Annotated in this window: 19 protein-coding genes; 12 read left to right on the plus strand and 7 right to left on the minus strand. The window is 67.4% G+C overall.

Annotation, left to right across the window (positions count from 1 at the left end; all coding sequences use genetic code 11):
• The first annotated feature begins 125 nt into the window (after positions 1-125).
• Positions 126-3,944 carry a methionine synthase gene (gene metH / locus ACSZL9_RS01215; protein ID WP_446663633.1) on the plus strand — a complete coding sequence of 1,273 codons (3,819 nt, stop codon included), beginning with the start codon at positions 126-128 and terminating at the stop codon, positions 3,942-3,944.
• Positions 3,945-3,946: 2 nt separating this feature from the next.
• Positions 3,947-4,630 carry an HAD family hydrolase gene (locus ACSZL9_RS01220; RefSeq protein ID WP_446663634.1) on the plus strand — a complete coding sequence of 228 codons (684 nt, stop codon included), beginning with the start codon at positions 3,947-3,949 and terminating at the stop codon, positions 4,628-4,630.
• Between the two features lie 20 nt (positions 4,631-4,650).
• Here ACSZL9_RS01220 and ACSZL9_RS01225 read toward each other — a convergent pair whose 3' ends face one another.
• Complete coding sequence (locus ACSZL9_RS01225) at positions 4,651-5,526, minus strand: helix-turn-helix transcriptional regulator (RefSeq protein ID WP_446663635.1); 876 nt, start codon at positions 5,524-5,526, stop codon at positions 4,651-4,653.
• 111 nt (positions 5,527-5,637) lie between these two features.
• Between ACSZL9_RS01225 and ACSZL9_RS01230 the strand changes: the two genes are divergently transcribed.
• Positions 5,638-7,062 carry an MFS transporter gene (locus ACSZL9_RS01230; RefSeq protein WP_446663636.1) on the plus strand — a complete coding sequence of 475 codons (1,425 nt, stop codon included), beginning with the start codon at positions 5,638-5,640 and terminating at the stop codon, positions 7,060-7,062.
• 14 nt (positions 7,063-7,076) lie between these two features.
• On the opposite strand, the gene ACSZL9_RS01235 is transcribed toward ACSZL9_RS01230, so the two are convergent.
• Positions 7,077-8,021 carry a RecB family exonuclease gene (locus ACSZL9_RS01235; protein ID WP_446663637.1) on the minus strand — a complete coding sequence of 315 codons (945 nt, stop codon included), beginning with the start codon at positions 8,019-8,021 and terminating at the stop codon, positions 7,077-7,079.
• Between the two features lie 90 nt (positions 8,022-8,111).
• Between ACSZL9_RS01235 and ACSZL9_RS01240 the strand changes: the two genes are divergently transcribed.
• The 5 genes from ACSZL9_RS01240 (at position 8,112) to ACSZL9_RS01260 (ending at position 14,459) form a co-directional block, all read left to right on the plus strand.
• A complete protein-coding gene (locus ACSZL9_RS01240) occupies positions 8,112-9,251 on the plus strand; it encodes a site-2 protease family protein (protein ID WP_446663638.1) in 1,140 nt (379 codons plus the stop codon).
• A gap of 11 nt (positions 9,252-9,262) precedes the next feature.
• Positions 9,263-10,285: a tRNA (adenine-N1)-methyltransferase gene (locus tag ACSZL9_RS01245; RefSeq protein WP_446663639.1), complete on the plus strand. Its 1,023-nt coding sequence runs from the start codon at positions 9,263-9,265 to the stop codon at positions 10,283-10,285.
• A 209-nt stretch (positions 10,286-10,494) separates the two neighbouring features.
• Entirely contained in the window at positions 10,495-12,117 is a 1,623-nt protein-coding gene (arc, locus tag ACSZL9_RS01250; protein ID WP_446663640.1) for a proteasome ATPase, read from the plus strand.
• Between the two features lie 192 nt (positions 12,118-12,309).
• Complete coding sequence (locus ACSZL9_RS01255; RefSeq protein ID WP_446663641.1) at positions 12,310-13,392, plus strand: DNA polymerase III subunit beta family protein; 1,083 nt, start codon at positions 12,310-12,312, stop codon at positions 13,390-13,392.
• A complete protein-coding gene (locus ACSZL9_RS01260; protein ID WP_446663642.1) occupies positions 13,392-14,459 on the plus strand; it encodes an MFS transporter in 1,068 nt (355 codons plus the stop codon). Before ACSZL9_RS01255 ends, ACSZL9_RS01260 begins: the two co-directional genes overlap by 1 nt.
• A gap of 46 nt (positions 14,460-14,505) precedes the next feature.
• Here ACSZL9_RS01260 and ACSZL9_RS01265 read toward each other — a convergent pair whose 3' ends face one another.
• The 5 genes from ACSZL9_RS01265 to ACSZL9_RS01285 form a co-directional block, all read right to left on the minus strand.
• Complete coding sequence (locus ACSZL9_RS01265; RefSeq protein ID WP_446663643.1) at positions 14,506-14,982, minus strand: (2Fe-2S)-binding protein; 477 nt, start codon at positions 14,980-14,982, stop codon at positions 14,506-14,508.
• Positions 14,983-14,994: 12 nt separating this feature from the next.
• Positions 14,995-17,331 carry a molybdopterin cofactor-binding domain-containing protein gene (locus tag ACSZL9_RS01270; protein ID WP_446663644.1) on the minus strand — a complete coding sequence of 779 codons (2,337 nt, stop codon included), beginning with the start codon at positions 17,329-17,331 and terminating at the stop codon, positions 14,995-14,997.
• A gap of 164 nt (positions 17,332-17,495) precedes the next feature.
• Complete coding sequence (locus tag ACSZL9_RS01275; RefSeq protein ID WP_446663645.1) at positions 17,496-18,746, minus strand: FAD-binding protein; 1,251 nt, start codon at positions 18,744-18,746, stop codon at positions 17,496-17,498.
• Positions 18,743-19,126 carry a DUF3054 domain-containing protein gene (locus ACSZL9_RS01280; protein WP_446663646.1) on the minus strand — a complete coding sequence of 128 codons (384 nt, stop codon included), beginning with the start codon at positions 19,124-19,126 and terminating at the stop codon, positions 18,743-18,745. Before ACSZL9_RS01280 ends, ACSZL9_RS01275 begins: the two co-directional genes overlap by 4 nt.
• A complete protein-coding gene (locus tag ACSZL9_RS01285) occupies positions 19,123-20,145 on the minus strand; it encodes a Gfo/Idh/MocA family protein (protein WP_446663647.1) in 1,023 nt (340 codons plus the stop codon). Before ACSZL9_RS01285 ends, ACSZL9_RS01280 begins: the two co-directional genes overlap by 4 nt.
• Positions 20,146-20,287: 142 nt before the next feature.
• Between ACSZL9_RS01285 and dop the strand changes: the two genes are divergently transcribed.
• From dop to prcA, 4 genes are all read left to right on the plus strand, one after another.
• On the plus strand, positions 20,288-21,817 hold the full coding sequence (dop, locus tag ACSZL9_RS01290) for a depupylase/deamidase Dop (RefSeq protein WP_446663648.1): 1,530 nt from the start codon (positions 20,288-20,290) through the stop codon (positions 21,815-21,817).
• 87 nt (positions 21,818-21,904) lie between these two features.
• Entirely contained in the window at positions 21,905-22,105 is a 201-nt protein-coding gene (locus ACSZL9_RS01295) for a ubiquitin-like protein Pup (protein WP_446663649.1), read from the plus strand.
• Positions 22,106-22,181: 76 nt separating this feature from the next.
• Positions 22,182-22,997, plus strand: coding sequence for a proteasome subunit beta (prcB, locus tag ACSZL9_RS01300; protein WP_446663650.1), 816 nt, complete (start codon positions 22,182-22,184; stop codon positions 22,995-22,997).
• Positions 22,997-23,743 carry a proteasome subunit alpha gene (gene prcA, locus ACSZL9_RS01305; protein ID WP_446663651.1) on the plus strand — a complete coding sequence of 249 codons (747 nt, stop codon included), beginning with the start codon at positions 22,997-22,999 and terminating at the stop codon, positions 23,741-23,743. Before prcB ends, prcA begins: the two co-directional genes overlap by 1 nt.
• The last annotated feature ends 95 nt before the right edge of the window (positions 23,744-23,838 follow it).

The raw sequence follows: 23,838 nt of genomic DNA on the forward strand, positions 1-23,838 counted from the left end.
ATCAGCTTATGCACCTGACCGGCTCCGTGCCTTGCAAGGGACGGGTGTCGCACTGAACTGACGGACGCTCCTCGTTAGACTGCGAGGCGTTCCGCGCAAACTTCCCCCTGAAGGGATCTCCAACAGTGAGCAGCCGCTCCGACATTGCGCGTGTCACCTCGTCGACGCGCGACACGTCCTTGGTCCGTCCAGATGCCACCGAAGCCCTCAGCAGCGCCATGGCGCAGCGGGTGCTCCTCCTCGACGGTTCGATGGGTGTCTTCATCCAGCGACACAAGCTGAGTGAGGAGGAGTTCCGCGGCGAGCGCTTCGCCGACTGGGACAAGGACGTCAAGGGCAACAACGACCTCTTGTCGCTCACCAACCCGTCGGTGATCAGCGGCATCCACGAGGCCTACCTGGAGTCCGGCGCGGACATCATCGAGACCAATACCTTCAGCGCCCAACGCATTTCGATGGCCGACTACGGCATGGAGGAGTTGAGCTACGAGCTCAACTACGAGTCGGCGCGGCTCGCACGCACCGCGTGCGATGCGGTGAGCACCGAGGAGCGTCCGCGGTATGTCGCCGGCGCCCTCGGCCCGACCAACCGGACGGCGTCCATCTCGCCGGACGTCAACGACCCGGGCGCACGCAACATCTCCTTCGAGCAGTTGGTGGACGCCTACCACGAGCAGGCCGAGGGCCTGGTCGACGGCGGCAGCGACCTGCTGCTGATCGAGACGATCTTCGACACCCTGAACGCCAAGGCGGCTGTCTTCGCTCTGGAGACGCTCTTCGAGGAGCGGGACCGTCGCTGGCCGGTCTTCATCTCCGGCACGATCACCGACGCCTCCGGGCGCACCCTGTCCGGGCAGGTCACCGAGGCGTTCTGGAACAGCATCCGGCACGCGCGCCCGCTCGCAGTCGGTTTCAACTGCGCGCTCGGCGCCGCCGACATGCGCCCGTATGCGGCTGAACTCGCCCGCCTCGCAGACTGTTTCACGTTCTGCTACCCCAACGCCGGGCTGCCGAACGCCTTCGGCGAATATGACCAGACCGCGTCCGAGATGGCCGATGTGCTGGGCGAATTCGCCAAGGACGGCCTGGTCAACGTGCTCGGCGGCTGCTGCGGCACGACACCGGAGCACATCGCCGAGATCGGTGAGCGCATCGAGGGCCTCGAACCGCGCACGCCGGCCGAGGTCGAGCCGGCACTGCGACTGTCCGGACTGGAGCCGTTCAACGTCACCTCCGAGTCGCTCTTCGTCAACGTCGGCGAGCGCACCAACATCACCGGGTCCGCGCGCTTCCGGAAGCTGATCAAGGAGGGTGACTACCCCACAGCCCTCAACGTCGCACGGCAGCAGGTCGAGTCCGGCGCCCAGGTCATCGACGTCAACATGGACGAGGGCATGATCGACGGCGTCGACGCGATGGACCGCTTCTGCAAGCTCATCGCGACCGAGCCGGACATCTGCCGGGTGCCGGTCATGATCGACTCCTCCAAATGGGAGGTCATCGAGGCCGGACTGCGTTGTGTCCAGGGCAAATCGATCGTCAACTCCATCTCGATGAAGGAGGGCGTCGACAAGTTCGTCGAGCAGGCCCGGCTCTGTCGCAAGTATGGCGCCGCAGTCGTGGTGATGGCCTTCGACGAAACCGGCCAGGCCGACACCCTCGAGCGACGCAAGGAGGTGTGTCAGCGGGCCTACGACATCCTCACCAAGGAGGTCGGCTTCCCGGCCGAGGACATCATCTTCGATGCCAACATGTTCGCTCTGGCGACCGGCATCGAGGAGCACCGGGCCTACGGCACGGACTTCATCGAGGCGACCCGCTGGATCACCGACAACCTGCCGGGCGTGCTGACGTCCGGTGGCGTCTCCAACGTGTCGTTCTCCTTCCGGGGTAACAACCCGGTCCGTGAGGCGATCCACGCGGTCTTCCTCTACCACGCGATCCAGGCCGGCCTGTCGATGGGCATCGTCAACGCCGGTCAGCTCGGTGTCTATGACGAACTCGACCCGAAGCTGCGCGATCGCATCGAGGACGTCGTGCTCAACCGACGCGAGGACGCCACCGAGCGGCTGCTGGAGGTCGCCGAGGAATACAACAAGGACCGCGTCGAGGAGAGCCCCGACGACAAGCTGAAGTGGCGTGAAGAGCCGGTGCGCGAGCGCATCACGCACGCGCTGGTGAAGGGCATCGACGAGTTCATCGTCGCCGACACCGAGGAGATGCGGCTCGAACTGTCTGCGGCCGGCGAGCGCCCGCTGAACGTCATCGAAGGTCCGCTGATGGACGGCATGGGTGTCGTCGGTGACCTCTTCGGTGCGGGCAAGATGTTCCTGCCGCAGGTGGTGAAGTCGGCCCGGGTGATGAAAAAGGCTGTCGCACACCTGATCCCGTTCATCGAGGCCGAGAAGAAGCCCGGTGACGCCGAGCGCGCCAAGGGCAAGATCGTGATGGCCACGGTCAAGGGCGACGTCCACGACATCGGCAAGAACATCGTCGGGGTCGTGTTGCAGTGCAACAACTACGACGTCGTCGACCTCGGCGTGATGGTCCCGGCCCAGAAGATCCTGGACACCGCGAAGGCCGAGAACGCCGACATGATCGGTCTGTCCGGCCTGATCACCCCGTCCCTGGACGAGATGGTCAACGTCGCCTCGGAGATGGAGCGTCAGGGCTGGTCGGTGCCGCTGCTCATCGGTGGCGCCACGACGTCGCGGGCACACACGGCGGTCAAGATCACCCCGAAATACCACGGTGATGTCGTATGGGTGAAGGACGCGTCCCGGTCGGTGCCGACGGCGTCCGCGCTGCTGTCGGACGAACGCCACGACGCCTTCATGACCGAGGTCAACGCCGACTACGACTCGATTCGCAAGCGGCACGCGGCGAAGAAGACCGACCGCCCGTTGATGACGTATGACGAGGCTCTCGCCGCGCGGACCCCGATCGACTGGACCGACTACCAGCCGCAGCGGCCCCGCATGCTGTTGCAGCAGGCCATGGACGTCGGCGACGACGGTGAGGTCGGGCCGGTTGCGTCATACACCCGCACGTTCCGGGACTACCCACTGGAGACGCTGCGCGAATACATCGACTGGCAGCCGTTCTTCAACGCGTGGGAGATGAAGGGGAAGTTCCCCGACATCCTCAACAATCCGGCGACGACCGAGGCCGCGCGCAGGCTGTGGGACGACGCGCAGGAGATGCTCGACAAGGTCATCGCGGAGCACTGGCTGCAGGCCAACGCCGTCGTCGGATTCTTCCCGGCGAATGCCGTCGACGACGACATCGAGCTCTACACCGACGAGACTCGCAGCGAGGTCCGCACGACCCTGCACCACCTGCGGCAGCAGGGGCATCACCGCAAGGGCGTGCCCAATCGGTCGCTGGCGGACTACGTCGCACCCAAGGACACCGGGCTGGCCGACTACGTCGGTGGATTCGCGGTCACCGCCGGCCTGGGGTCGCAGGAGCGCATCATGCAGTTCAAGAAGGAGCTGGATGACTACAGCGCGATCCTGCTGGAGTCGCTCGCCGACCGGCTCGCGGAGGCGTTCGCCGAGCGGATGCACGACGTGGTCCGGCACGACCTGTGGGGTTATGCACCCGACGAGAAGCTCAGCAACGACGAGCTGATCGCGGAGAAGTACCGTGGCATCCGGCCCGCTCCGGGTTACCCGGCGTGCCCCGAACACACCGAGAAGAGAACGCTTTTCGACCTTCTCGATGCGACCAATCAGACCGGGATCGAGCTGACCGACTCCATGGCGATGTGGCCGGGCGCCGCGGTCAGCGGGTGGTATTTCTCGCATCCCGACTCGCAGTATTTCGTCGTCGGCCGACTGGGCAAGGATCAGGTCGAGTCGTATGCCGAGCGCAAGGGCTGGACGCTGCAGCAGGCAGAGCGCTGGTTGTCGTCAAATCTCGGCTACGAGCCGGAGGACTGAGGGTGAGCACAGACGCCGGTCGCGAGGACCGTGGACTGCCTGCTGCCGTCCTGTGGGACATGGACGGCACGATCGTGGACACCGAGCCGTTGTGGATCGCCGCGGAGACCGAGCTCGTCACGTCATACGGCGGACAGTGGAGCGACGAGATGGCGCACCAACTCGTCGGGAACCCGCTGCACGTCTCGGGCCAGCTGATCCGGGACAACAGCCCGGTGACGTTGTCCGTCGACGAGATCGTCGACTTCCTGCTGCAGCGGGTCACCGCCGGGATGCGGGAGCACGTGCCATGGCGTCCCGGGGCCGAGGAGCTGCTGAAAAGCCTGGTGGCAGAAGGGGTTCCGAACGCCCTGGTGACGATGTCCTACGAGTCGTTCGCCCGCGTGCTCGTGGACACCGTCCCCGGCGGGACGTTCTCCGTGGTGGTCACGGGTGACCGGGTCAGCAAGGGCAAGCCCGACCCGGAGGCCTATCTGACCGCCGCGGCCGAGCTCGGTGTCGACGCCGCCGAATGTGTGGCCATCGAGGACTCGATCCCCGGCGTCCGTGCCGCCGTCGCGGCCGGGGTGCCCACGATTGCGGTGCCGCATGTCACCGACGTGCCCCAGATGCCCGGTGCCACCCAGGTGCCGACTCTGCAGTGGTTGCAGCCCGCAGATCTGCGCCGGATCGCGACAGGGGACTGAGCTACGAGCCCTGAGCACCCTCAGTCGAGCTGCACTCCGCCGATCTCCCGTAGCTGGTGCATCCGCTCGGCGTCGGCAGAGGTCTCCGGGACGTGCACGATCATCCGTAATGAGGCAGTCGCATCGATGGAGTAGCTGAGGGTGTTGAGTCGGATGAGTCCGACCGGGGGACAGCGGAACTGCTTGAACTGCGGCCCTGGCCCGCGGACCTCCTGACGTGCCCACGCCCGTCGAAACAGCTCACTGGTGCCGGACAATTGCTCGATGAACGACTCCCACGACGGCTCACCGATGTGCTCGGCATAGCGCGCCCGAAGGTTTGCCACCAGTCGCCCGAACAACTCGGGATTGATGGGTCGCACGTCCTCACCGGCCATCGCGACCCGCCATACCAGATTGCGTTCGATGCCGTCCGAGGAGACGACCCACGGAAACATGCAGGCGTACGTCTCGTTGTTGGCGATCAGGTCGTAACGCGCGTTGTAGATGCAAGCGGGGTTGGGATCGAGTTGGTCGAGCACCCGGACCGCGTCCGCCGGCACTTCCTCGGGCATCTGCGGCGGCATCGGCACACCAGGCACCTGTGCCAATCGATAGAGGTGCCAACGCTCCGCCGAGCCCAGTCGCAGCACTCCCGACACCGCATCGAGCACCTGGGTGCTCACGTTGATCTGTCGACCTTGTTCGAGCCAGGTGTACCAGGTCAGTCCCACCCCGGCGAGCTGCGCAACCTCCTCGCGGCGCAGGCCGGGTGTGCGACGTCGCGGACCGACGGGCACTCCTGCCTCGTGTGGGCTGACCTGCTCGCGATGCGCACGTAGGAAACGCGCGAGCTCCCGGCGATGAGTCGGCCGCGACGACCGCTCGGCTGTCTGCTGCTGGCCACCGGAGTCCATGACTCGATTCTGCGATGGACCGCCGCGAAACACGACCCCGATGCTGGTGTTGTTGATACCAGGATGAGGCGACTCCTGTTGCCGAGGACGTGCGGTCCGCACGCTCGATGCATGACAACGACACGGGCTCGGACACCCGACACACTGTCGCCGACATGGCATTCCCCGGGCGAGCCGCCCACCGGGCTGCTGCTCACCGTCCTGCTCGGCGGACTGTTCATGAGTCTCCTCGACGCCTCGATCGTCAACGTCGCGGTCGGCTCGTTGCGGCACGGCCTGCACACCTCCGGAGCGCAGCTGCAACTGATCGTCTCGGGATACGTCATGTCGTATGCCGTGCTGCTCATCACCGGCGCGCGGCTCGGTGGTCGGCTCGGTCACCGAGCCGTCATCCGGAGCGGTCTGCTCGGCTTCGTCCTGACGTCGGCAGCGTGCGGCTTCGCCCCGACGGCCACCGCGCTCATCGTCTGCCGTCTGGCCCAGGGCGCCGCCGCCGCGCTCCTGCTGCCGCAGGTGATGAGCCTGATCCAGATCTGTTTCCCGTCCGGCCGCCGCCGCACGCGGGCACTCGGGTGGTACGGCCTGGTGCTGGCATTGGGCACCGTCAGCGGCCAGCTGCTCGGTGGTGTTCTGCTGGACCTCGACCCAGCAGGCCTGGGGTGGCGGACGGTGTTCCTCGTCAACGTGCCGGTCGGACTGGTGCTGCTCCGGTTGTCGGCCCACGCACTGCCGCGGCATACCCGGACGGCGGCCGGTCAGCTCGACGTGGCCGGCACCACGGTGTTCGGAGCGATCGTCGGGCTGGTCGTCATACCTCTTGTGCTCGGGCATGAAACCGGTTGGCCGACATGGGGATTCGTGCTGTGGGGGATCGTGCTCGGCATACTTCCCGTGTTTGTGCTGATCGAACGGGCGAGCTCTTCGCCGGTGTTGCCTGGTGACGTGCTGCGTGCGCCCGGGCTGCTCGCCGGCGTGGGTGTGATCCTGGTGATGATTACCGCGTATGCCGCCGAACTCTTCGTCTTCGCAGTGCATTTCCAGACGACCTTGCAGATGAGCCCGATGGCGACCGGGCTGGCCTTCCTGCCGCTTGCCGTCGGATTCGCGGTCTCGTCACTGAGCTGCCCACGTCTGCCGGTTGCCGTCGTCAGATCGTTGATCCCGGTGGGGCTGCTGGTGTGCGCTGCCGGATTCGTTGCGCTCGGGATGGTGATGGGCGACGGGCAACGACCCGGAGCGGAGTCGGCTGCGGTCTTCGCGATCATCGGCGTCGGACAGGGATTCGCGGTCACGCCGGTGATCGGCCTGGCGCTGACGAAGGTGCCTGCGGAGCGGGCGGGGGAGGCCAGTGGTGTGCTGTCGTGTGCGTTCCAGATCGCCCAGGTGATCGGCGTCGCCGCACTCGGATCGGTCTTCCTGGGTGCTGCAGCGGATGCCGGCACCGCAGCGGCAGCTCGACTGGTCTGCCTGCTGCTCGCCGCCGCATTGTCAGCAGGTGCCTACATCGCACGCCGGCTGCTCGTCGCCACGCGCTGAGCAATCGTCGCTGATCAGTCTTCGGCTGGGCCCACCTCACCGGAGCGGTCCGGATCCAGGGCGAGACCGATGGCGTGCGCCGGAAGCTCCGGGGGAGTGCCGCCGAACTCCGGGCAGAGCGACTGGAAGGAGCACCAGTTGCACAGCTTGGTCCGGTGCGGGCGCCAGTCACCCGAGACGGCGGCGCGCTCGATGGCCTGCCACAGCGCCTTCACCTTGCGCTCGGTGGCCAGCAGGTCCGACTCGTCGGGCTCGTAGCGCACGATCTCGCTGTTGCCGAGATAGACCAACTGCAGCATGCGCGGCACCACACCTCGCGTGCGCCACAGGACGAGTGCGTAGAACTTCATCTGGAAGAGCGCCTTGGCCTCGAAGAGCTCCGAGGGCGACCGCCCGGTCTTGTAGTCGACCACGCGCAGCAGGTCACCGGGCGCCTCGTCGAGGCGGTCGATGTAACCGCGCAGCGTCAGCCCGTCGACCTCCGCCTCGACATAGAGCTCCCGCTCGGCCGGCTCCAGGCGCGTCGGGTCCTCCAACGCGAACCACCGGCGGACCAGCTCGGCGGCGTCGGCGAGCCACGTCTGCTCGTCGGGACCATCGTCGCCGAGCAGCTCGGCCAGCTCCGGCTCGCGGTCGACGAGTGCCGCCCACTGCGGCTCGAGCAGGGCAACTGCCGCGTCGATCGTGCGCTCGGCGGCGGGCTGGTCGAAGAGTCGCTCCAGCACCGCGTGCACCAGGGTGCCGCGCGCCGCGGCGGGCGACGGCTCCTCGGGCAGGCGGTCGACCACGCGGAATCGATAGAGCAGCGGGCACTGCATGAAGTCGCCGGCCCGGCTGGGCGAGAGCGCGGGCCGGACCGGTCGCGGCTCGCCGGCCGGCGCCCGGTCGGTGCCGGGTTCTCTGCCGGGTGCACTGCCGGCGTCGGTCTGCGGACCGGTCACCTCAGTCTGATCTGCCACGCCGCCCACGCTAACCGGCAGGTCGGACAGGTCCGGCCGGAGCCCGGACTGTGGCGCGGGCGACGCAGACCCGGCACGTACCCTGGGACCATGGCGAACGCGGATCGGCCCGGCTGGCAACTGGGCACGTTGCGCGGCGTGCCGATCTACATCGGCCGGACCTGGCCGGTGATCGCCGTCATCATCATCGTCACCTTCGGACCCCAGGTGTCCAACGCCTACCCGGATCTCGGCGGCACCGCCTACTTCGTGGCCTTCCTCTACACGTTGCTCCTGCTGTTGTCCGTAGTTGCGCACGAGGCCGCACACGCGCTCGTCGGGCAATGGCGCGGTTACCGGGTGCGACGCATCGTCGCGGACCTGTGGGGCGGACACACGGCATACGACACCGACGACACCTCGCCGATGTCGAGTGCCCTGGTCGCCGTCGTCGGTCCACTCGCGAATGCCGTTCTCGCACTTGTCGGTTGGCTCGGTCTGCAGATCGTGGCCGACGACCGCGACGTGGCCCGGCTGCTGATCGGTGCGTTCATCTACACCAACGGTTTCGTCGCGGTCTTCAACCTCCTGCCCGGGATGCCGCTCGACGGCGGCTTCCTGGTCGATGCCCTCGTATGGCGCCTGACCGGCTCGCGTACCGCAGGGCTGCTCGTCGCCGGTTGGTGCGGCCGGGTGCTCGCAGCGCTCCTCGTCGGCTGGGCGGTCGTGCTGCCGCTGGTGCGCGGTGACACCCCGGGCACCTTCTATGTGCTGTGGTCGGTGCTGATCGCAGGGTTCCTCTGGTTCGGGGCGAGTAACGCGATCGCGCGGGCACGGTCCGGCCGGCTCTTCGCCCGGGTGCGGGTGCGCGACGTGCTGCGTCCGGCCACCGTCGTGCCCGACAGCAGTCCTGCCGCGAGCGTGCGTGCCGACAGCGATGTCGTCGTGGTCGACCAGCGCGGTGTGCCGTGGGGCGTCATCGGCATGGCCGACCTGTCCCGCGTCGGGCAGCCGGGCATGCAGGACATCCCGGTGTCGGCTCTGGCACAGGTCCAGCCGGACGGCTGGATCACCCAGGTCCCGTCGGTCGACGTGGACGTCACCGCACTGGTGCGCGCGGCGCAGGACGTCGGCGGCGCCATACAGGAGTTATTGGTGGTGTCCGGCGGTCAGGTGGCCGGGCTGGTGTCGATCCAGCTGCTGGGTGAGGCACTGGCGGCTGCCGAGCGACCGTCGGCAGCATCCGTCTAGGCTGAGCGACCGTGACTGCGCCCGAACCCACCGGATCCGCCGCTCGACGCGGCCCGCTCGCTGCCGGAGAGCGCGTGCAGCTGACCGACCCGAAGGGGCGGATGCACACCTTGCTGCTCACCGCGGGCAAGCAGTTCCACACCCACCGCGGGCATCTCGACCACGACGACCTGATCGGCCTGCCGGACGGCAGCACCATCACCAACACCGCCGGCACCGAATATCTCGTGTTGCGGCCGCTGTTGTCCGACTACGTCATGTCGATGCCGCGTGGGGCGGCCGTTGTCTACCCGAAGGACTCCGGACAGATCGTCGCGATGGCCGACATCTTCCCCGGCGCGCGCGTCGTGGAGGCCGGCGTCGGCTCCGGCGCGTTGTCCATGTCCTTGTTGCGTGCTGTCGGCGACACCGGCGAGTTGCACTCGATCGAGCGGCGCGCGGAGTTCGCCGACATCGCCAAGGGCAACGTGCGGACCTTCTTCGGCGGTGACCACCCGGCCTGGACCATCACGGTCGGTGACTTCGTCGAGGTGCTTCCGACCGTCACCAGTCCCGGGACCGTCGACCGGGTGGTGCTCGACATGCTCGCGCCGTGGGAATGCCTCGACGCTGCCGGCGAAGCGCTGGCTCCCGGCGGGGTCTTCATCGCGTATGTCGCCACGGTCACCCAGCTGTCCAGGGTGGCCGAGGCCGCCCGGGCGCACGGCGGTTACACCGAGCCGGAGGCGTGGGAGACGATGGTCCGCGGCTGGCATCTGGAGGGCCTGGCGGTGCGACCGCAGCACCGGATGCACGGTCACACCGGGTTCCTGATCTCCACCCGGCGACTGGCACCGGGAGTGACGCCGCCGGTCCGCAAGCGGCGCCCGGCGAAGGCGGCACAGGACCCGGATGCTCCAGATACTGAGACCAGCACGTTCGAGGTCGGGCAGTCCGAGGAGTCCTGGACCTCCGAGAATCTGGGGGAGCGTCCGGTGTCGGAGAAGAAGCTGCGCAAATTGCAACGTTCGGCAGGCGAGCCACCGCAGGAGTGAGCAAGTTCGCGGGTTAGGGTCGGAAGGCATCAGCTAGCGACGACTTCTGCCGTCGCGCTCGCGTAAGGAGGCCGACCGTGAACGACCACCACTCAGAGTCAGGTACGCCCCAGCAATCCATCGAGGAACTCCAGCGGGAGATCCGGACTTTGCGCGAACGACTTGAGTTCTCCTCCCACCCGGGTCAGTCGGGCGGCCAGCCGGGCTCAGTGGAGTTGCAACACCAGGTGCGTCAGCTGCAGACGTCGGTCGGCACGCTGAGTGCCCAGAACGAACGCCTCGTGCGGACCTTGAAGGAAGCCCGCGAGCAGATCGTCAATCTCAAGGGTGAGGTCGACCGTCTCGCGCAACCGCCCGCGTCATACGGCGTGGTCCTGGAGACGCACGACGACGCGACGGCGGACATCCTGTCCAGCGGCCGCAAACTGCGCGTGGCAGTGAGCCCGTCCATCGAGCCGTCCGAGCTGACGCTGGGCCGTGAGGTGATGCTCAACGAGGCGCTGAACGTCGTTGCCGCAGTGGGCTTCGAGCGAGTCGGCGAGCTGGTGCAGGCCAAGGAGATGCTCGGCGAGGACCGTGTCCTGGTCGTGGCTCACGCCGACGAGGAGCGCATCTGCCGGATCTCCGCCAACCTCGCCGGCCAGGTCATCCGTGCCGGCGACTCGCTGCTGTGTGACAGCCGCAGCGGCTTCGTCTTCGAGATCATCCCGAAGGCCGAGGTCGCCGACCTGGTGCTGGAGGAAGTCCCGGACATCCACTACGAGGACATCGGCGGACTGGCCGGACAGATCGAGCAGATCCGCGACGCCGTCGAGTTGCCCTACCTGCACGCCGACCTCTTCCGGGAGCACGCGTTGCAGCCGCCCAAGGGTGTGCTGCTCTACGGCCCTCCCGGATGCGGAAAGACGTTGATCGCCAAGGCAGTTGCCGCCAACCTGGCACGCAAGGTCGCCGAGAAGACCGGGCGCGACGAGACGGCATACTTCCTGAACATCAAGGGTCCCGAGCTGCTCAACAAGTATGTCGGCGAGACCGAGCGGCACATCCGGTTGATCTTCCAGCGGGCCCGGGAGAAGTCGTCTGACGGCACGCCCGTCGTGGTGTTCTTCGACGAGATGGAGTCGCTGTTCCGCACTCGTGGCTCGGGTGTCTCCTCCGACGTGGAGACCACGATCGTGCCGCAGTTGTTGGCCGAGATCGACGGTGTCGAGCAGCTGCAGAACGTCATCGTGATCGGCGCCTCCAACCGTGAGGACATGATCGACCCGGCGATCCTGCGGCCCGGCCGGCTGGACGTGAAGATCAAGATCGAACGTCCGGACGCCGAGAGTGCCAAGGACATCTTCGGCAAATACCTCGTGCCCGAGTTGCCTTTGCACGCAGACGATCTCGCCGAGCACAACAACTCGGCGACCGAGACCGTCGAGGCGATGATCCAGGCGTCGGTCGAGCGGATGTACACCGAGATCGACGAGAACAAGTTCCTGGAGGTCACCTACGCCAGCGGTGACAAGGAGGTCCTCTACTTCAAGGACTTCAACTCCGGCGCGATGATCCAGAACATCGTCGACCGCGCCAAGAAGATGGCGATCAAGGACCAACTGACCACCGGTCAGAAGGGCATCCGGGTCGACCACCTGCTGCGGTCGTGTGTCGATGAGTTCAAGGAGAACGAAGACCTGCCCAACACCACCAACCCGGACGACTGGGCACGCATCTCCGGCAAGAAGGGCGAGCGGATCGTCTACATCCGCACGCTCATCGACGGCAAGGACGGCGCCGAGCCGGGCCGCTCGATCGACTCCATCAAGGGCACCGGCCAGTACCTGTAAGCACGTCGGTCGAGTGCCGGGGCTGAGCACATCCGAGCACGTCGGTCGAGTGCCGGGGGAGCGCAGCGGAGGAGGTGTATCGAGACCACGTGGTCTCGATAAGAGCGTTCCCCCGCTGCACTCCTCCACGCTCTACTCGACCGACGTGATGAAAGTTGACCTTCGAGTTGGTTGAGGGACCAAGCTTGGACCGTGCCTGACCACGATTCCCTCCTGACGATCGGCGCATTCGCGCGACTGGTCGGTCTCAGCGCGAGCGCGCTGCGCTTCTACGACGACTGCGGCCTGCTGCAACCCCAGCAGGTCGACGCTGCGAGCGGCTACCGCTATTACTCCACCGAGCAGGAACGACGCGCCACGACGATCAGCCGACTGCGGGGAATCGGCCTGTCGTTGCAGGACATTCGGACCGTGCTCGACGGCCCGGCGGAGCAGGCCCGCGCAGCCCTCCGGGCGTATGCCGACGAGGCCACCGGTATGGCGCGCCGTGCACGCGAGACGGCCGAGGACATCATTGCGGCGCTCCCCGCCTCGGGCGACACGTCGACGCCGACGACGGCGATCATCCGTGGGCCGGAGCTGGCCAGCGCGCTGCGCCAGGTCTCACCGGCTGCGGCGGCGCTGCCCGACATACCTGCTCTGCAGGGAGTGCTCGTGCAGGTCGATGCGGACGAACTCACCGTCGTCGCAACGGACCGCTACTGGATGGCCGTGCGGACGCTCCCGGTCGAGGAGGCCGGTGGTGCCGACCGGCCGATCGTGGTGGCTTCCGGGTCGGTGGCTCGGGCAGCGGCGTTCGCAGCGGCGCACGACCGGCTCCGCCTTCGTGTCACGGTGGGTGGCGCCACTCTGACAGCAGATGACGACGAGCTCGTGCTCGATCTCGTGGACGCGCAATTCCCTTCGTATCACTCGGTGCTCAGCTCTCTGCCGCCGAGCGCGGGACGCGTCACCGTCGATCGCGCACGGCTGGCCGAGGAGCTGTTGGACCTGCGGGACGCCGAGGTCGTCGTGCTCTCGACCGGACCCGAACACCTGGACGTGCGCATCGACGGCGACCAGCACGGTGTGCGCCTGAGCGCCATCTGCACCGGAGAGCGACTGGCTGCCGCGTTCCGCCCGACGTTGCTCCTGGGTGCACTCGAAGTCAGCATCGGCCCTGAGGTGCTGCTCGAGCTCCCGGCGCAGGTAGGCGGGCCCGTGGTCGTCCGCTCCGCGGACCAAGGCACGTTCACCACCGTCGTGATGCCGGTCCGGAGGGACCCGCCACAGTGATGACCGCCCGGACGGTGGCGGCGCCGGCCGCCGAGCACGCGAAGTTGCCGGCGGCATACATCTGGTGGACGGTCGCGTCCGCGACCAGCCTGGCCGGCAGCGTGGCGTTCGGTTTCGCGGTCACGTGGTACGCCACGGGCATCTCGGCCGGGTTGACGGGTCTCGTCGGGGTGCTGATCACCCTGCCGACCGCCTCGCTGCTGCTCGTCGGGGGAGCGGTGGCGGACCGGGTCGGCGTGCGACGGATGCTGCTGATCGGCGACGCATCCATGCTGGTGCTCGCGCTGGCCGTGGTGAGTATCGCGAACACCGCGGGTGTGCATGCCTGGTTGCTGATCCTCGTCGCCATCGTGACCGGAGTCGAGGAGGCGTTCTATCTGCCCGCATCCGGTGTGGTGCCAAGACTTTTCGCCACCGGGGATGCGCTGCCGCGAGCCACCGCGCTCAACAGCACGCTGTCCCAGCTGGCGCGGATCGCGGGACCGCCGTGCGGCGCGCTCGCCGTTGCCGCGATCGCGTTCGGCGGTGTCGCAGCGGTCGACGCCGCGACCTTCGCTGTTGTGCTGGTCGTGCTGCCGGCCGTCATCTACGGACCCTCGTTGCTCGCCCGTCAATCCGGTTGGGGCCCAGGGGCTTCCGGTCTGATGGAAGTGGGATGGCTCATCGGCGGCATCGTCGTGACGGCGGTCGTGGCGCGACGCGGTGTCACTGATCGACCGGGCCCGGCGGTCGGCGTCGGCCTTGGGATGGTCACCGTCGGTCTGTTGGGTATGGCGCTCGGCACGACTCCGGTCGTCGGCTTCGCGGCAGCTGTCTTCATGGGTGTCGGGGTGTCAGTGGCCACCGCGCACCTCTTCCCGGCATACCTCGCGGCGTCGCCGATGGATCAGCTGGGCAGGTATCAGTCGATGCTCGTATTCGTCCAGATGGCAACGCTTCTCGTCGCCACCGTCATCTTCACGACCGTCGCGGGCGCAGCAGACACACGGTGGGCGTTGGGTCTGTGCGCCCTCGGCATGGGCGGCACGCTGCTCTGGTGGACCTGGCGCGCCAACGATCGTGCATAACCGGCAACGGTCGCTGGTTGTGGGATGTTGCGTGAGGACCGGCCTGTCACATCTTGGCGGCGCCGGCCCGGATCGCCTTGCGGATCCGCACGTAGGTGCCGCAGCGACATACGTTGCGGATGCTGTCCAGGTCATCGTCGGTGATCGCGCGGCCCTCAGCCTTGACCTTGTTGACGAGTGCGACCGCGGCCATGATCTGCCCCGGCTGGCAGTAGCCGCACTGTGCGACGTCCTCCTCGAGCCAGGCCTCCTGCATCGGGTGCAGGTCGGCGCCGACCTCGCCGGGCAGGCCCTCGATGGTGGTGATCTCGTCATCGGCCTTGATGTCCTTGACCTGGACCGAGCACGGGTTGAACGCCTTGCCGTTGATGTGTGACGTGCACGCCTTGCAGACGTTGATGCCGCAGCCGTACTTCGGGCCGGTCACCTTGAGCACGTCGCGCAGCACCCACAGCAGGCGCACGTCGTCCTCGACCTCGACGGTGACCTGCTCGCCGTTGAGCTTGAAAGTGTGTGTGGCCATTGACATCTCCGCTCAGTAGGTGTGGTCGAGACCGTCGGTCGGTGACTCGGGAAGGGACGGCGTGTAGGGCTTGACCTCGAAGGACAACGTGCCGTGGTTGATCGGGAACCGTTTCGGCGTGGTGCCGGTCGCTCGGGAGTAGGCGCAGGCAACGGCGGCGAAGGACGCAGGCACGCCTGCCTCACCGACACCGCCCGGCTGGTTCGAGGACGACGGCATGATCACGCACTCGAATTCGAAGGGTGCGTTCCACTCGCGGGTATAGAAGTAGTTGTCCCAGCTGGCCTCCAGGAAGTGTCCGTCCTTCAGGTGCGCGCTGTTGGTGAGTGCGAGGCCGATCCCGTCGGACGCGGCGCTCATCATCTGGGCCTCGATGCCGCGCGGGTTGATGACGAGTCCGGCATCGACCGCAACGACGACCTTGGTGACACGTGGCCCGGTCACGCCATCGCGGACCTTCCGGTCGACCGTCTCGGGACGACAGTCGATCTCGACGAGAAAGGCTGTCGCGCCTTTGTATTCGCGATGCACCGCGATGCCCTGCGCCGTGCCCTTCGGCATCTTGCGACCCCAGTTGCCGACGTCGGCAACCTTCTCCAGCACGGCCTTGACCTCCGGATACTTGATGTTCGCGAGTCGGAACGCCAACGGATCCTTCTTGGCCTTGCGGGCCATCAGGTCGACGGTGAGTTCACTGGCACACGCCACGTCCTGGGAGTAGATCGAGCGCATCGAGCCGGTGTTGAAGCGGCTGTCGGTCTCGTCCAGCAGCTGGGTGACGACGCCGAAGTTGTAGGGCAGATCCTGCGTCAGCAGGAAGATGCTCTGCGAGAGCGCCATGCCACCGAGGCCGGCGGGCAGCTCGGCTGCAGTCGCGGTCAGCATCTCGCCGAGTCCGTGGCTGAAGTCGGTGGTCACACTCGTATGCCGCTGCTCGAAGGTCAACACCTGATCGCCCAGCATCGTTGCCCGACAGCGCGAGGTCGCCATCGGATGCATCCGGCCCTGGCGCGGCTCGTCGACCCGGTGCCACATCAGTTTGACCGGCTTGCCCGTCGCCTTGGAGACCCGCGCGGCTTCGAGCGCCGGATCGTGAAACAGCTTGTGGCCGAAGGAACCTCCGCCAGTGACAACGTGAACCGTCACCTTGTCCAGCGGGAGGCCGACCGCCCTGGCGATGGCACCTTGCGCGACGATGGGCGACTTCAGGCCGGCCCAGACCGTGGCGCGGTCGTGCCGGACGTCGGCGATGGCACAGTTGGGTTCCAGCGCTGCACTGCTGCGGAACATGAACTCGAAGTCGGTGTCGACCTGGAGTCCGAGCAGCGGGATCTTCGGAACGGCGAGCGGGATCTCTGCCCTGCGCAGCTCGGCCAGGATCGACTCGTCGTCGGCGTCGCCGACCACACTGTCGTGGAAGGACGCCTCGACGACACGAACGGCGTCTATGCACTGCCCGAAGGTCTTGGCCCGCACGGCAATCCCAGTCTCGACGACCGCGACATCCGTGACGCCGGGCATCTTGAGGACGGCGTCCTTGTTCTTCAGCTCGGCGGGCCGGCCGTTCAACCCGGGAGCACGGCAGAGCATGGTCGGCAACGCCTCCGGGACCTGCAGGTCGGTCGTGAACTGCTTCTTGCCGGTGACGATGTCCCGGGCATCCAGCCGGTTGTGCGGCTTGCCGACGACGGAGAAGGATGACCGCGGCTTCAGCTCCGTCTTCATGGCTTTGGTCTTGGCACTCGCGGCCTTGGTCGCGAGCTCGCCATACGTCACGGTCTTGCCGTTCGGCGCGCTCACGACGCCGAGTTTGGCGGTCAATTGGTCGACTGCGTAACCGAGTTCGATCGCCGCGGCCTTGATCAACGCGCCCTTGGCGATGGTCGCCGCCACCCGGATCGGGGTGTATGTCGACACGGTCGAGTTCGAGCCGCCGGTGAGCTGGTTGAAGGCCAACTCCGGCCGAGCCGGCGCCAGCGACACGTGCACCTTGTCGACCGGCAGGTCGAGCTCCTCGGCGATGATCATCGCCGTCGAGGTGGTGATGCCCTGTCCGACCTCGGCGCGCGGCAGGGCGAAGCTCGCCGTGCCGTCGGAGTTGATCGTGATCTTGATCAGCCCGGAGGTGGGGAGCGCCGCGGTGGTCTCCAGATCCTCCAGGTCGAAGATGGCAGCGATCTGCGGCGGTGAGGGGACCGACGCCTCGGCGGGGGAGCCGAGTCGCAGGTCGGCGGCAACGGTCAGGGTCGCACCTGCGACGAGGTAGCCGACGAATCTCCTGCGGCTGAGCCCTCCCCGCGCGGGTGGCTGAGGCGTTCCGGGCTCGGGTGGAAGCGGGTCGATCGTCACGCGGGCGTCCTTCCGACGGACGACAGCACCCGCACGGGGTGATGCCGCGGCTGTTGTGGTCGGCTCCGTGGACCACGCTGGCACAGCGGATCGCTCAGAAGAGTTGTTGAACTTTCAGGAATTCGTCAAGTCCGTCAAGATTGCGCACGGCGCGCCGGAGCGGCTCAGGAGTGTGCGACGTGTCGTGCGACGAAGTCGTTGCGGAACTTGCCGCCCGGGTCCAGCATCCTGCGCAGGTCGTCGAAGTCGTCCAGCCGGTCGTAGGCGAAGTCGAGCCGCCCGGGGTAGGTGAATGCCTTGCCCCAGTGCGGGCGCGGCGCGAGGTCGGCCAGCGCGCGCTCGACGATGCCGACGGCGCGACGAACACTCTCGACGTCCGGCTTCCAGGTGAAGTGGAAGGCCACCGAGTCACGTGCGTGCGCGGGGCTCAACCATTGGGATTCGCTTGCGACTGCACGGATCTCGGACACCAGGAGGTATGGCGCGATGGCCTCGCCCACCGCCAGGAGCGCCTCGATGCCGCGGCCGGCGTCCTCGGCAGCGACGAAGAACTCGGACTGGATCTCGGCGCCGGCACTGGGCGTGAAGCCGAGCCGGAAGTGCGGCAGTCGGTCCGCCCAGGGCCCGGGGACGCCGCCCTGCTCGGTGACCGCGTCCGGTGTGGCACCGGCGGCCTGCAACGGGTGCAACGTGTCCGGGGTCCGGCTCGCGCCGGGCAGCGCAGGCTCCTGTCGGCCCGGCGCGACCACGGACTTCACGATCACGTGATCGGGTCCGGGTCCGATCCAGCGACCGAAAACGCTGACGCTGTATGCCGATCCGAGCACCTCGCCGATCCGGCCGACCATCTCACCCCAGCCGAGTCCGAGGAACGCGTCCTGCCGGACCTCGAAGTCCGGCACCGTCGCCAACTGCAGGCGAGTGACGACTCCGAGCGCGCCGAGCGACACGACGACTCCGTCGAAGTATCGGTCCGTGTGGTCGATCCAGCGGAGCTCGCCGTCGGCAGTCAGGAGCTCGACAGCCCGCACCGCGGAGGCCAGACCGGGCTGGTCGGCACCGGAGCCGTGCGTGCCGGTGGCGACACTGCCTGCGACGGTGATGTGGGGGAGCGAGGCGAGGTTGGCCAGCGCCCGACCGGACTCGGCGAGCGCGGGGACGAGCTCGCCGTACTTCATGCCGCTGCTGACCGTGACCAGACCAGTGTCGAGGTCGACACGTGGCGGCTCGATGAGCCCGGAAAGGTCCAACTGCCAGCCGGATTCGCTGTCGGCGATGGCGTTGAAGCTGTGCCCGGAGCCGGCGACCTTCACAGCAGATGCGGCCGCGACGAGCTCCCGCAGCTGCTCGATGCTGGTCGGCCGCTCCCGTCGGGCAGCTCGGTAGTTGTAAGTGCCCGACCAATTTGTTGTCATGCGTGCGCCCTTCGTGCGACCAACCCGGCGACCAGCCGCCAGCCCAACAAGAAGATACCGAGGAAGACCGTCGCGACGATGATGAACGGCACCGCCGTGCCGCGCCCGCTCACCTGGCGCAGGATCATGCCCACCACGATGGTGCTGAGCCAGACCGGCCACCCGGTGCGCAGCGACAGCGGCCAGGTGCGGTTGATCCCGCGCACGAGCAGCCACCCGACCGTCGCGCCGGCCAGGAACGGCCAGGCCGTCGCCAAGGCGTCGACGACCGGGCTGCCCTCGTCGTGAGATGCGCGCCCGATGGCGGCGAAGACCACCACGACGATGACGTCCAGGAGGATCGCTGCGAACACGCGACGTTGCGTGCTGTCGGTCGTCATTCGCCGGGGTAGTGCACGCCGAGTTGCGCGCGCACCTCGTCCATCAGCCGCATGATGCGCAGCGTCTCGTCCCAGGGCATCAGCGGCGACTCCACGTCGCCGGCACTGATCCGGCGGGCTGCTTCGACCGCCTCGAAGTGCAACCCGTGCTGCGTCGAAGCTGGAGTGTAGGAGTCGAGCACCTGGTCGTCGGGTCCGACGAGGTGCACCGGGCCCGGCTGGTAGAACCAGCCCGGCAACTCAAGACGTGATGAATCACCAGCGATGACAGCGGTGTTCGCAGTCTGTGCAGCCATTGTCGTGACGCCCGTGGCGACAGCCTCGTCACCCGTCAACGTGATCGTCTCCGTGCGGTCGACGCCCTCGGGCGTGAGCACTCCGGTCGCCGCAACCTGCAGAGCGCCGGGCAGCAGCATCGCCGCCAGCGAGATCGGATAGATGCCCAGGTCGAGCAGTGCCCCTCCGGCCAGCGCCGGGTCGGCGAGCCGCTGCGGGCCGTCGGGATAGAGCAGCTGCCCGTGGTCGGCCACGATGCTCTGGAGGTCGCCGAGCAGGCCGTCGGCGACGGCCTGCCGCACGACGTCATACCGCGGCAGGAAACGGGACCACATGGCTTCCATGCAGAACAGGCCGCGGCTGCGCGCCTCGTCGATGACCTCGGTGGCCTCGGCGGTGTTGCGTGCGAACGCCTTCTCGACCAGCACCGGTTTGCCCGCACGCAGCGCGAGGAGGGCGTGCTCGCGATGGGCCGAGTGAGGGGACGCGACGTAGACGACGTCGACGTCCGGGTCCGCGACCAGCTCGTCATACGAGCCGTATGCCGTGAACCCGCCGAAACGAGAGGCGAATTCACGAGCTCGCTCGATGCTTCGTGACCCGCACGCGACGATCTGCTGACCTGTCTCGGCCAGCATCGCCTCGGCGAACGACGTCGCGATGCCGCCGGGGGCGAGGATGCCCCAGCGCAGTGTCGGCGCATCCATCGGGTCGAGGGTTCTCGGAGCGGGAAGTGAGGTCACGTCACTCATCCTTGCAGAGCCGCGGGTCCGTCCACCGAACCGCTCTCGTGCCTGGCTGAGATGCGTCCTATGGTCGTTGCATGAGCACCCCACGAAGTTTCTCCCCCGCTTCGCTCCGCCGAATACTTCCCGGGGACCCCGCATGACTGTGCGTCGCATCATGGGCATCGAGACCGAATATGGCATCTCCGTGCCGGGAGAGCCGACGGCCAACCCGATGGTCCAGTCCGGGCGGGTCGTGACGGCATACGCGACACAGGTCGGCATGCGTGCCGCACGCGCCGGGTGGGACTACGAGGACGAGGCGCCACTGCGTGACGCGCGCGGCTTCGACATGGCACGTGGCGCGGCCGACCCCAGCCAGCTCACCGACGAGGAGGATCCGACCCTCGCCAACGTGGTGCTCACCAACGGCGCCCGGCTGTATGTCGACCACGCGCACCCCGAATACAGCTCGCCGGAGGTCACCACACCGCGCGACGCGATCACGTGGGACCGCGCGGGGGAGTCGGTGATGCGCGAGGCCGTCCGCCTGTTGGCGCGCCCGGACATCCCCGGCGTCAACCTCTACAAGAACAACACCGACGGCAAGGGTGCGTCCTACGGCACGCACGAGAACTACCTGATGGACCGGGCGACACAGTTCTCCGAGATCGTGCGGCACCTCATCCCGTTCTTCGTCGCCCGGCAGGTGATGTGCGGGTCCGGTCGCGTCGGCCTCGGTGTCGAGTCGCGCGAGCCCGGTTTCCAGCTCGCGCAGCGCTCGGACTTCTTCGAGGTCGAGGTCGGCCTGGAGACGACACTCAAGCGACCGCTGATCAACACCCGCGACGAGCCGCACGCCGCGGCCGACCGCTACCGGCGACTGCACGTCATCCTCGGCGACGCCAATCACTGCGATGTGACCAATCTGCTCAAGCTCGGCACCACCAGCCTGGTGCTCGGCATGATCGAGGACGGTGCGATCAACGAGGACCTGACGGTGCACAAACCGGTCGAGGCTCTGCACCGGCTGTCCCACGACCCGACGTTGCGCGAGACAGTGGAGGTCGCCGGCGGCCGCACGATGACCGGAGTCCAATTGCTCTGGAGCTACTACGAACTCGCCGACAAGTGGCTCTCCCAGGTGTATGACGGGGAGCTCGACCCGGACACCGCTGAAGTCATGCAGCGATGGGAGCAGGTGCTGACCAAGCTCGAACGCGACCCGATGGAGGCGGCCCGCGAGGTCGACTGGGTCGCCAAGCTGAAGACACTGGAGAGCTATCGCGAGCGAGGCGGGTTGGACTGGTCCGATCATCGCCTGCGCGCCATCGACATCCAGTGGTCGGACGTGCGGTCCGAGAAGGGCATCTTCAACAAGCTCGCGGCTGCCGGACGGTTCGAGGAACTCATCGACGCCGACGCCGTGCGGCGCGCCGTGACCGAGCCGCCCAGCGACACCCGCGCCTTCTTCCGCGGCACCTGCCTGGCGAAGTTCCCCGAAGAGGTCGCAGCCGCTTCGTGGGACTCGGTCATCTTCGACGTCGGATCGCAGCCCAGCCTGCAGCGGGTGCCGATGCTCGAGCCGGCACGCGGCACCAAGGCACACGTCGGACCGTTGCTGGAGCGCGCCTCCTCCGCGGACGAGTTGCTGCGCCTGCTGGCCGACGACCGACCCGCCACCACCTGATGCCCGATCGGTATGGCGCGCCGTCGCGTCATACCGGACCCCCAACGTAGGGTTGGGACAAGCAGCAGAACGCGAAAGGACAGCGCCATGGCCACGCAGGAACACAAGAATCCGCAGCGCCGCGAGCCGGATCCGGCTGACGACGCCCCGGAGCCGGCACCCGCAGCAGCACCGGCCAAGCAGGAGCTCGACGACGACGTCGACGACGTGCTGGACGAGATCGACGGCGTGCTCGAGTCCAACTCCGAGGAGTTCGTCCGCGGCTTCGTCCAAAAGGGCGGGCAGTAGACCCGCGGAGTTTCTCCCCGTCCGCTCCTCCGAATACTTCGCGGGGGCACACAATCGTCGTGCAGAGAGACCGTTAATGACAGCTGATACCAACAAACTCCCCGCTTCTTTCCTGCAGACCGGTTCGTCGTCGTTCACCGAGTTCCTCGCCGGGCATGCACCGGAGCTGGTGCCCGGTTCGCGCACGATCCCGGTGACCGCGGTTGACGTGCCGCACGGCACGACCATCGTCGCGATCGCGTATGCCGACGGCGTCCTCCTTGCCGGTGACCGCCGGGCGACCATGGGCAACCTGATCGCCAACAACGAGATGTTGAAGGTCTTCGCGGCTGACGAATACTCAGCGGTCGGCATTGCGGGGACGGCCGGCACCGCGATCGAGATGGTGCGGCTGTTCCAGGTGGAGCTGGAGCACTACGAGAAGATCGAGGGCACGCGACTTTCCTTGGTAGGCAAGGCAAATCGGCTGGCGACGATGATCCGCGGCAACCTCGGTATGGCGATGCAGGGCTTGTCCGTCGTGCCGCTCTTCGCCGGGTTCGACCTCGACCGCGACACCGGCCGGATCTTCTCCTACGACGTGACCGGCGGTTGCTACGAGGAGCACGACTTCCACTCCGTCGGATCGGGGTCGCTCTTCGCCCGCGGCGCGCTGAAGAAGCTGTGGCGGCGCGGGCTGTCCCGCGACGAGGCGGTGCGGGTCACCATCGAGGCGCTGTATGACGCCGCCGACGACGACTCGGCGACCGGTGGCCCCGACCTCGGGCGACGGATCTGGCCGACGGTCGCGATCGTCGACGGTGAGGGCACCCGATTCGTGACTGACGACGAACTGGCCGGGGTGGTCCAAGAGGTCCTCGAGGGCCGCCGTGAGATCGGAGGTACTCGCTGATGTCGATGCCGTTCTACGTCTCGCCCGAGCAGCTGATGAAGGACCGGGCCGACTACGCGCGCAAGGGAATTGCCCGTGGTCGGTCGGTCGTCGTGCTCGCCTATGAAGGCGGCATCGCGTTCGTCGCCGAGAACCCCAGCCGCGCGCTGCACAAGGTGTCGGAGATCTACGACCGCATCGCGTTCGCCGCGGTCGGCAAGTACAACGAGTTCGAGAACCTCCGCGTCGCCGGCATCCGCTATGCCGACCTGCGCGGCTACTCCTACGACCGCTCGGACGTGACCGCGCGGGGCTTGGCCAACGCCTACGCGCAGACCCTCGGCACGGTGTTCACCCAGGAGTCCAAGCCCTATGAGGTCGAGATCGTCGTCGCACAGGTCGACGACCGGCCGGAGGACGACCAGATCTACCGGCTGACCTATGACGGCTCGGTCGGTGACGAGCAGGGTTTCGTGGCGATGGGTGGTGCCGCCGAGCACGTCAGCAGCGGGCTGCAGGAGCGTTGGGAGCCGGGCTTGGACCTCGGCCGGGCGCTGCGCCTGGCGGTCGGCCTGCTGGGGGAGGACCCGGCCGGCGGAGACGCTCGTGAGCTGACGTCCGATCAGCTCGAGGTTGCCGTGCTCGACCGAGCACGGGAGCGACGCAAGTTCCGCCGGATCGAGAACTCCCTGCTGGACGCGCTGCTGAGCACCGACGACCCGACCTCCGACGTGCCGCACACCGATGAGGACACTCCCGCGGAGTAGGAGACGCCCCCAGAAACGGGCAACGGCACCGGCGCCGTTCATGCGTCTCCCCGGGGGAATCGAGATGCCATTGTCAGCACGTCGTGACATGATCA

Source organism: Flexivirga sp. B27 (assembly GCF_052905685.1).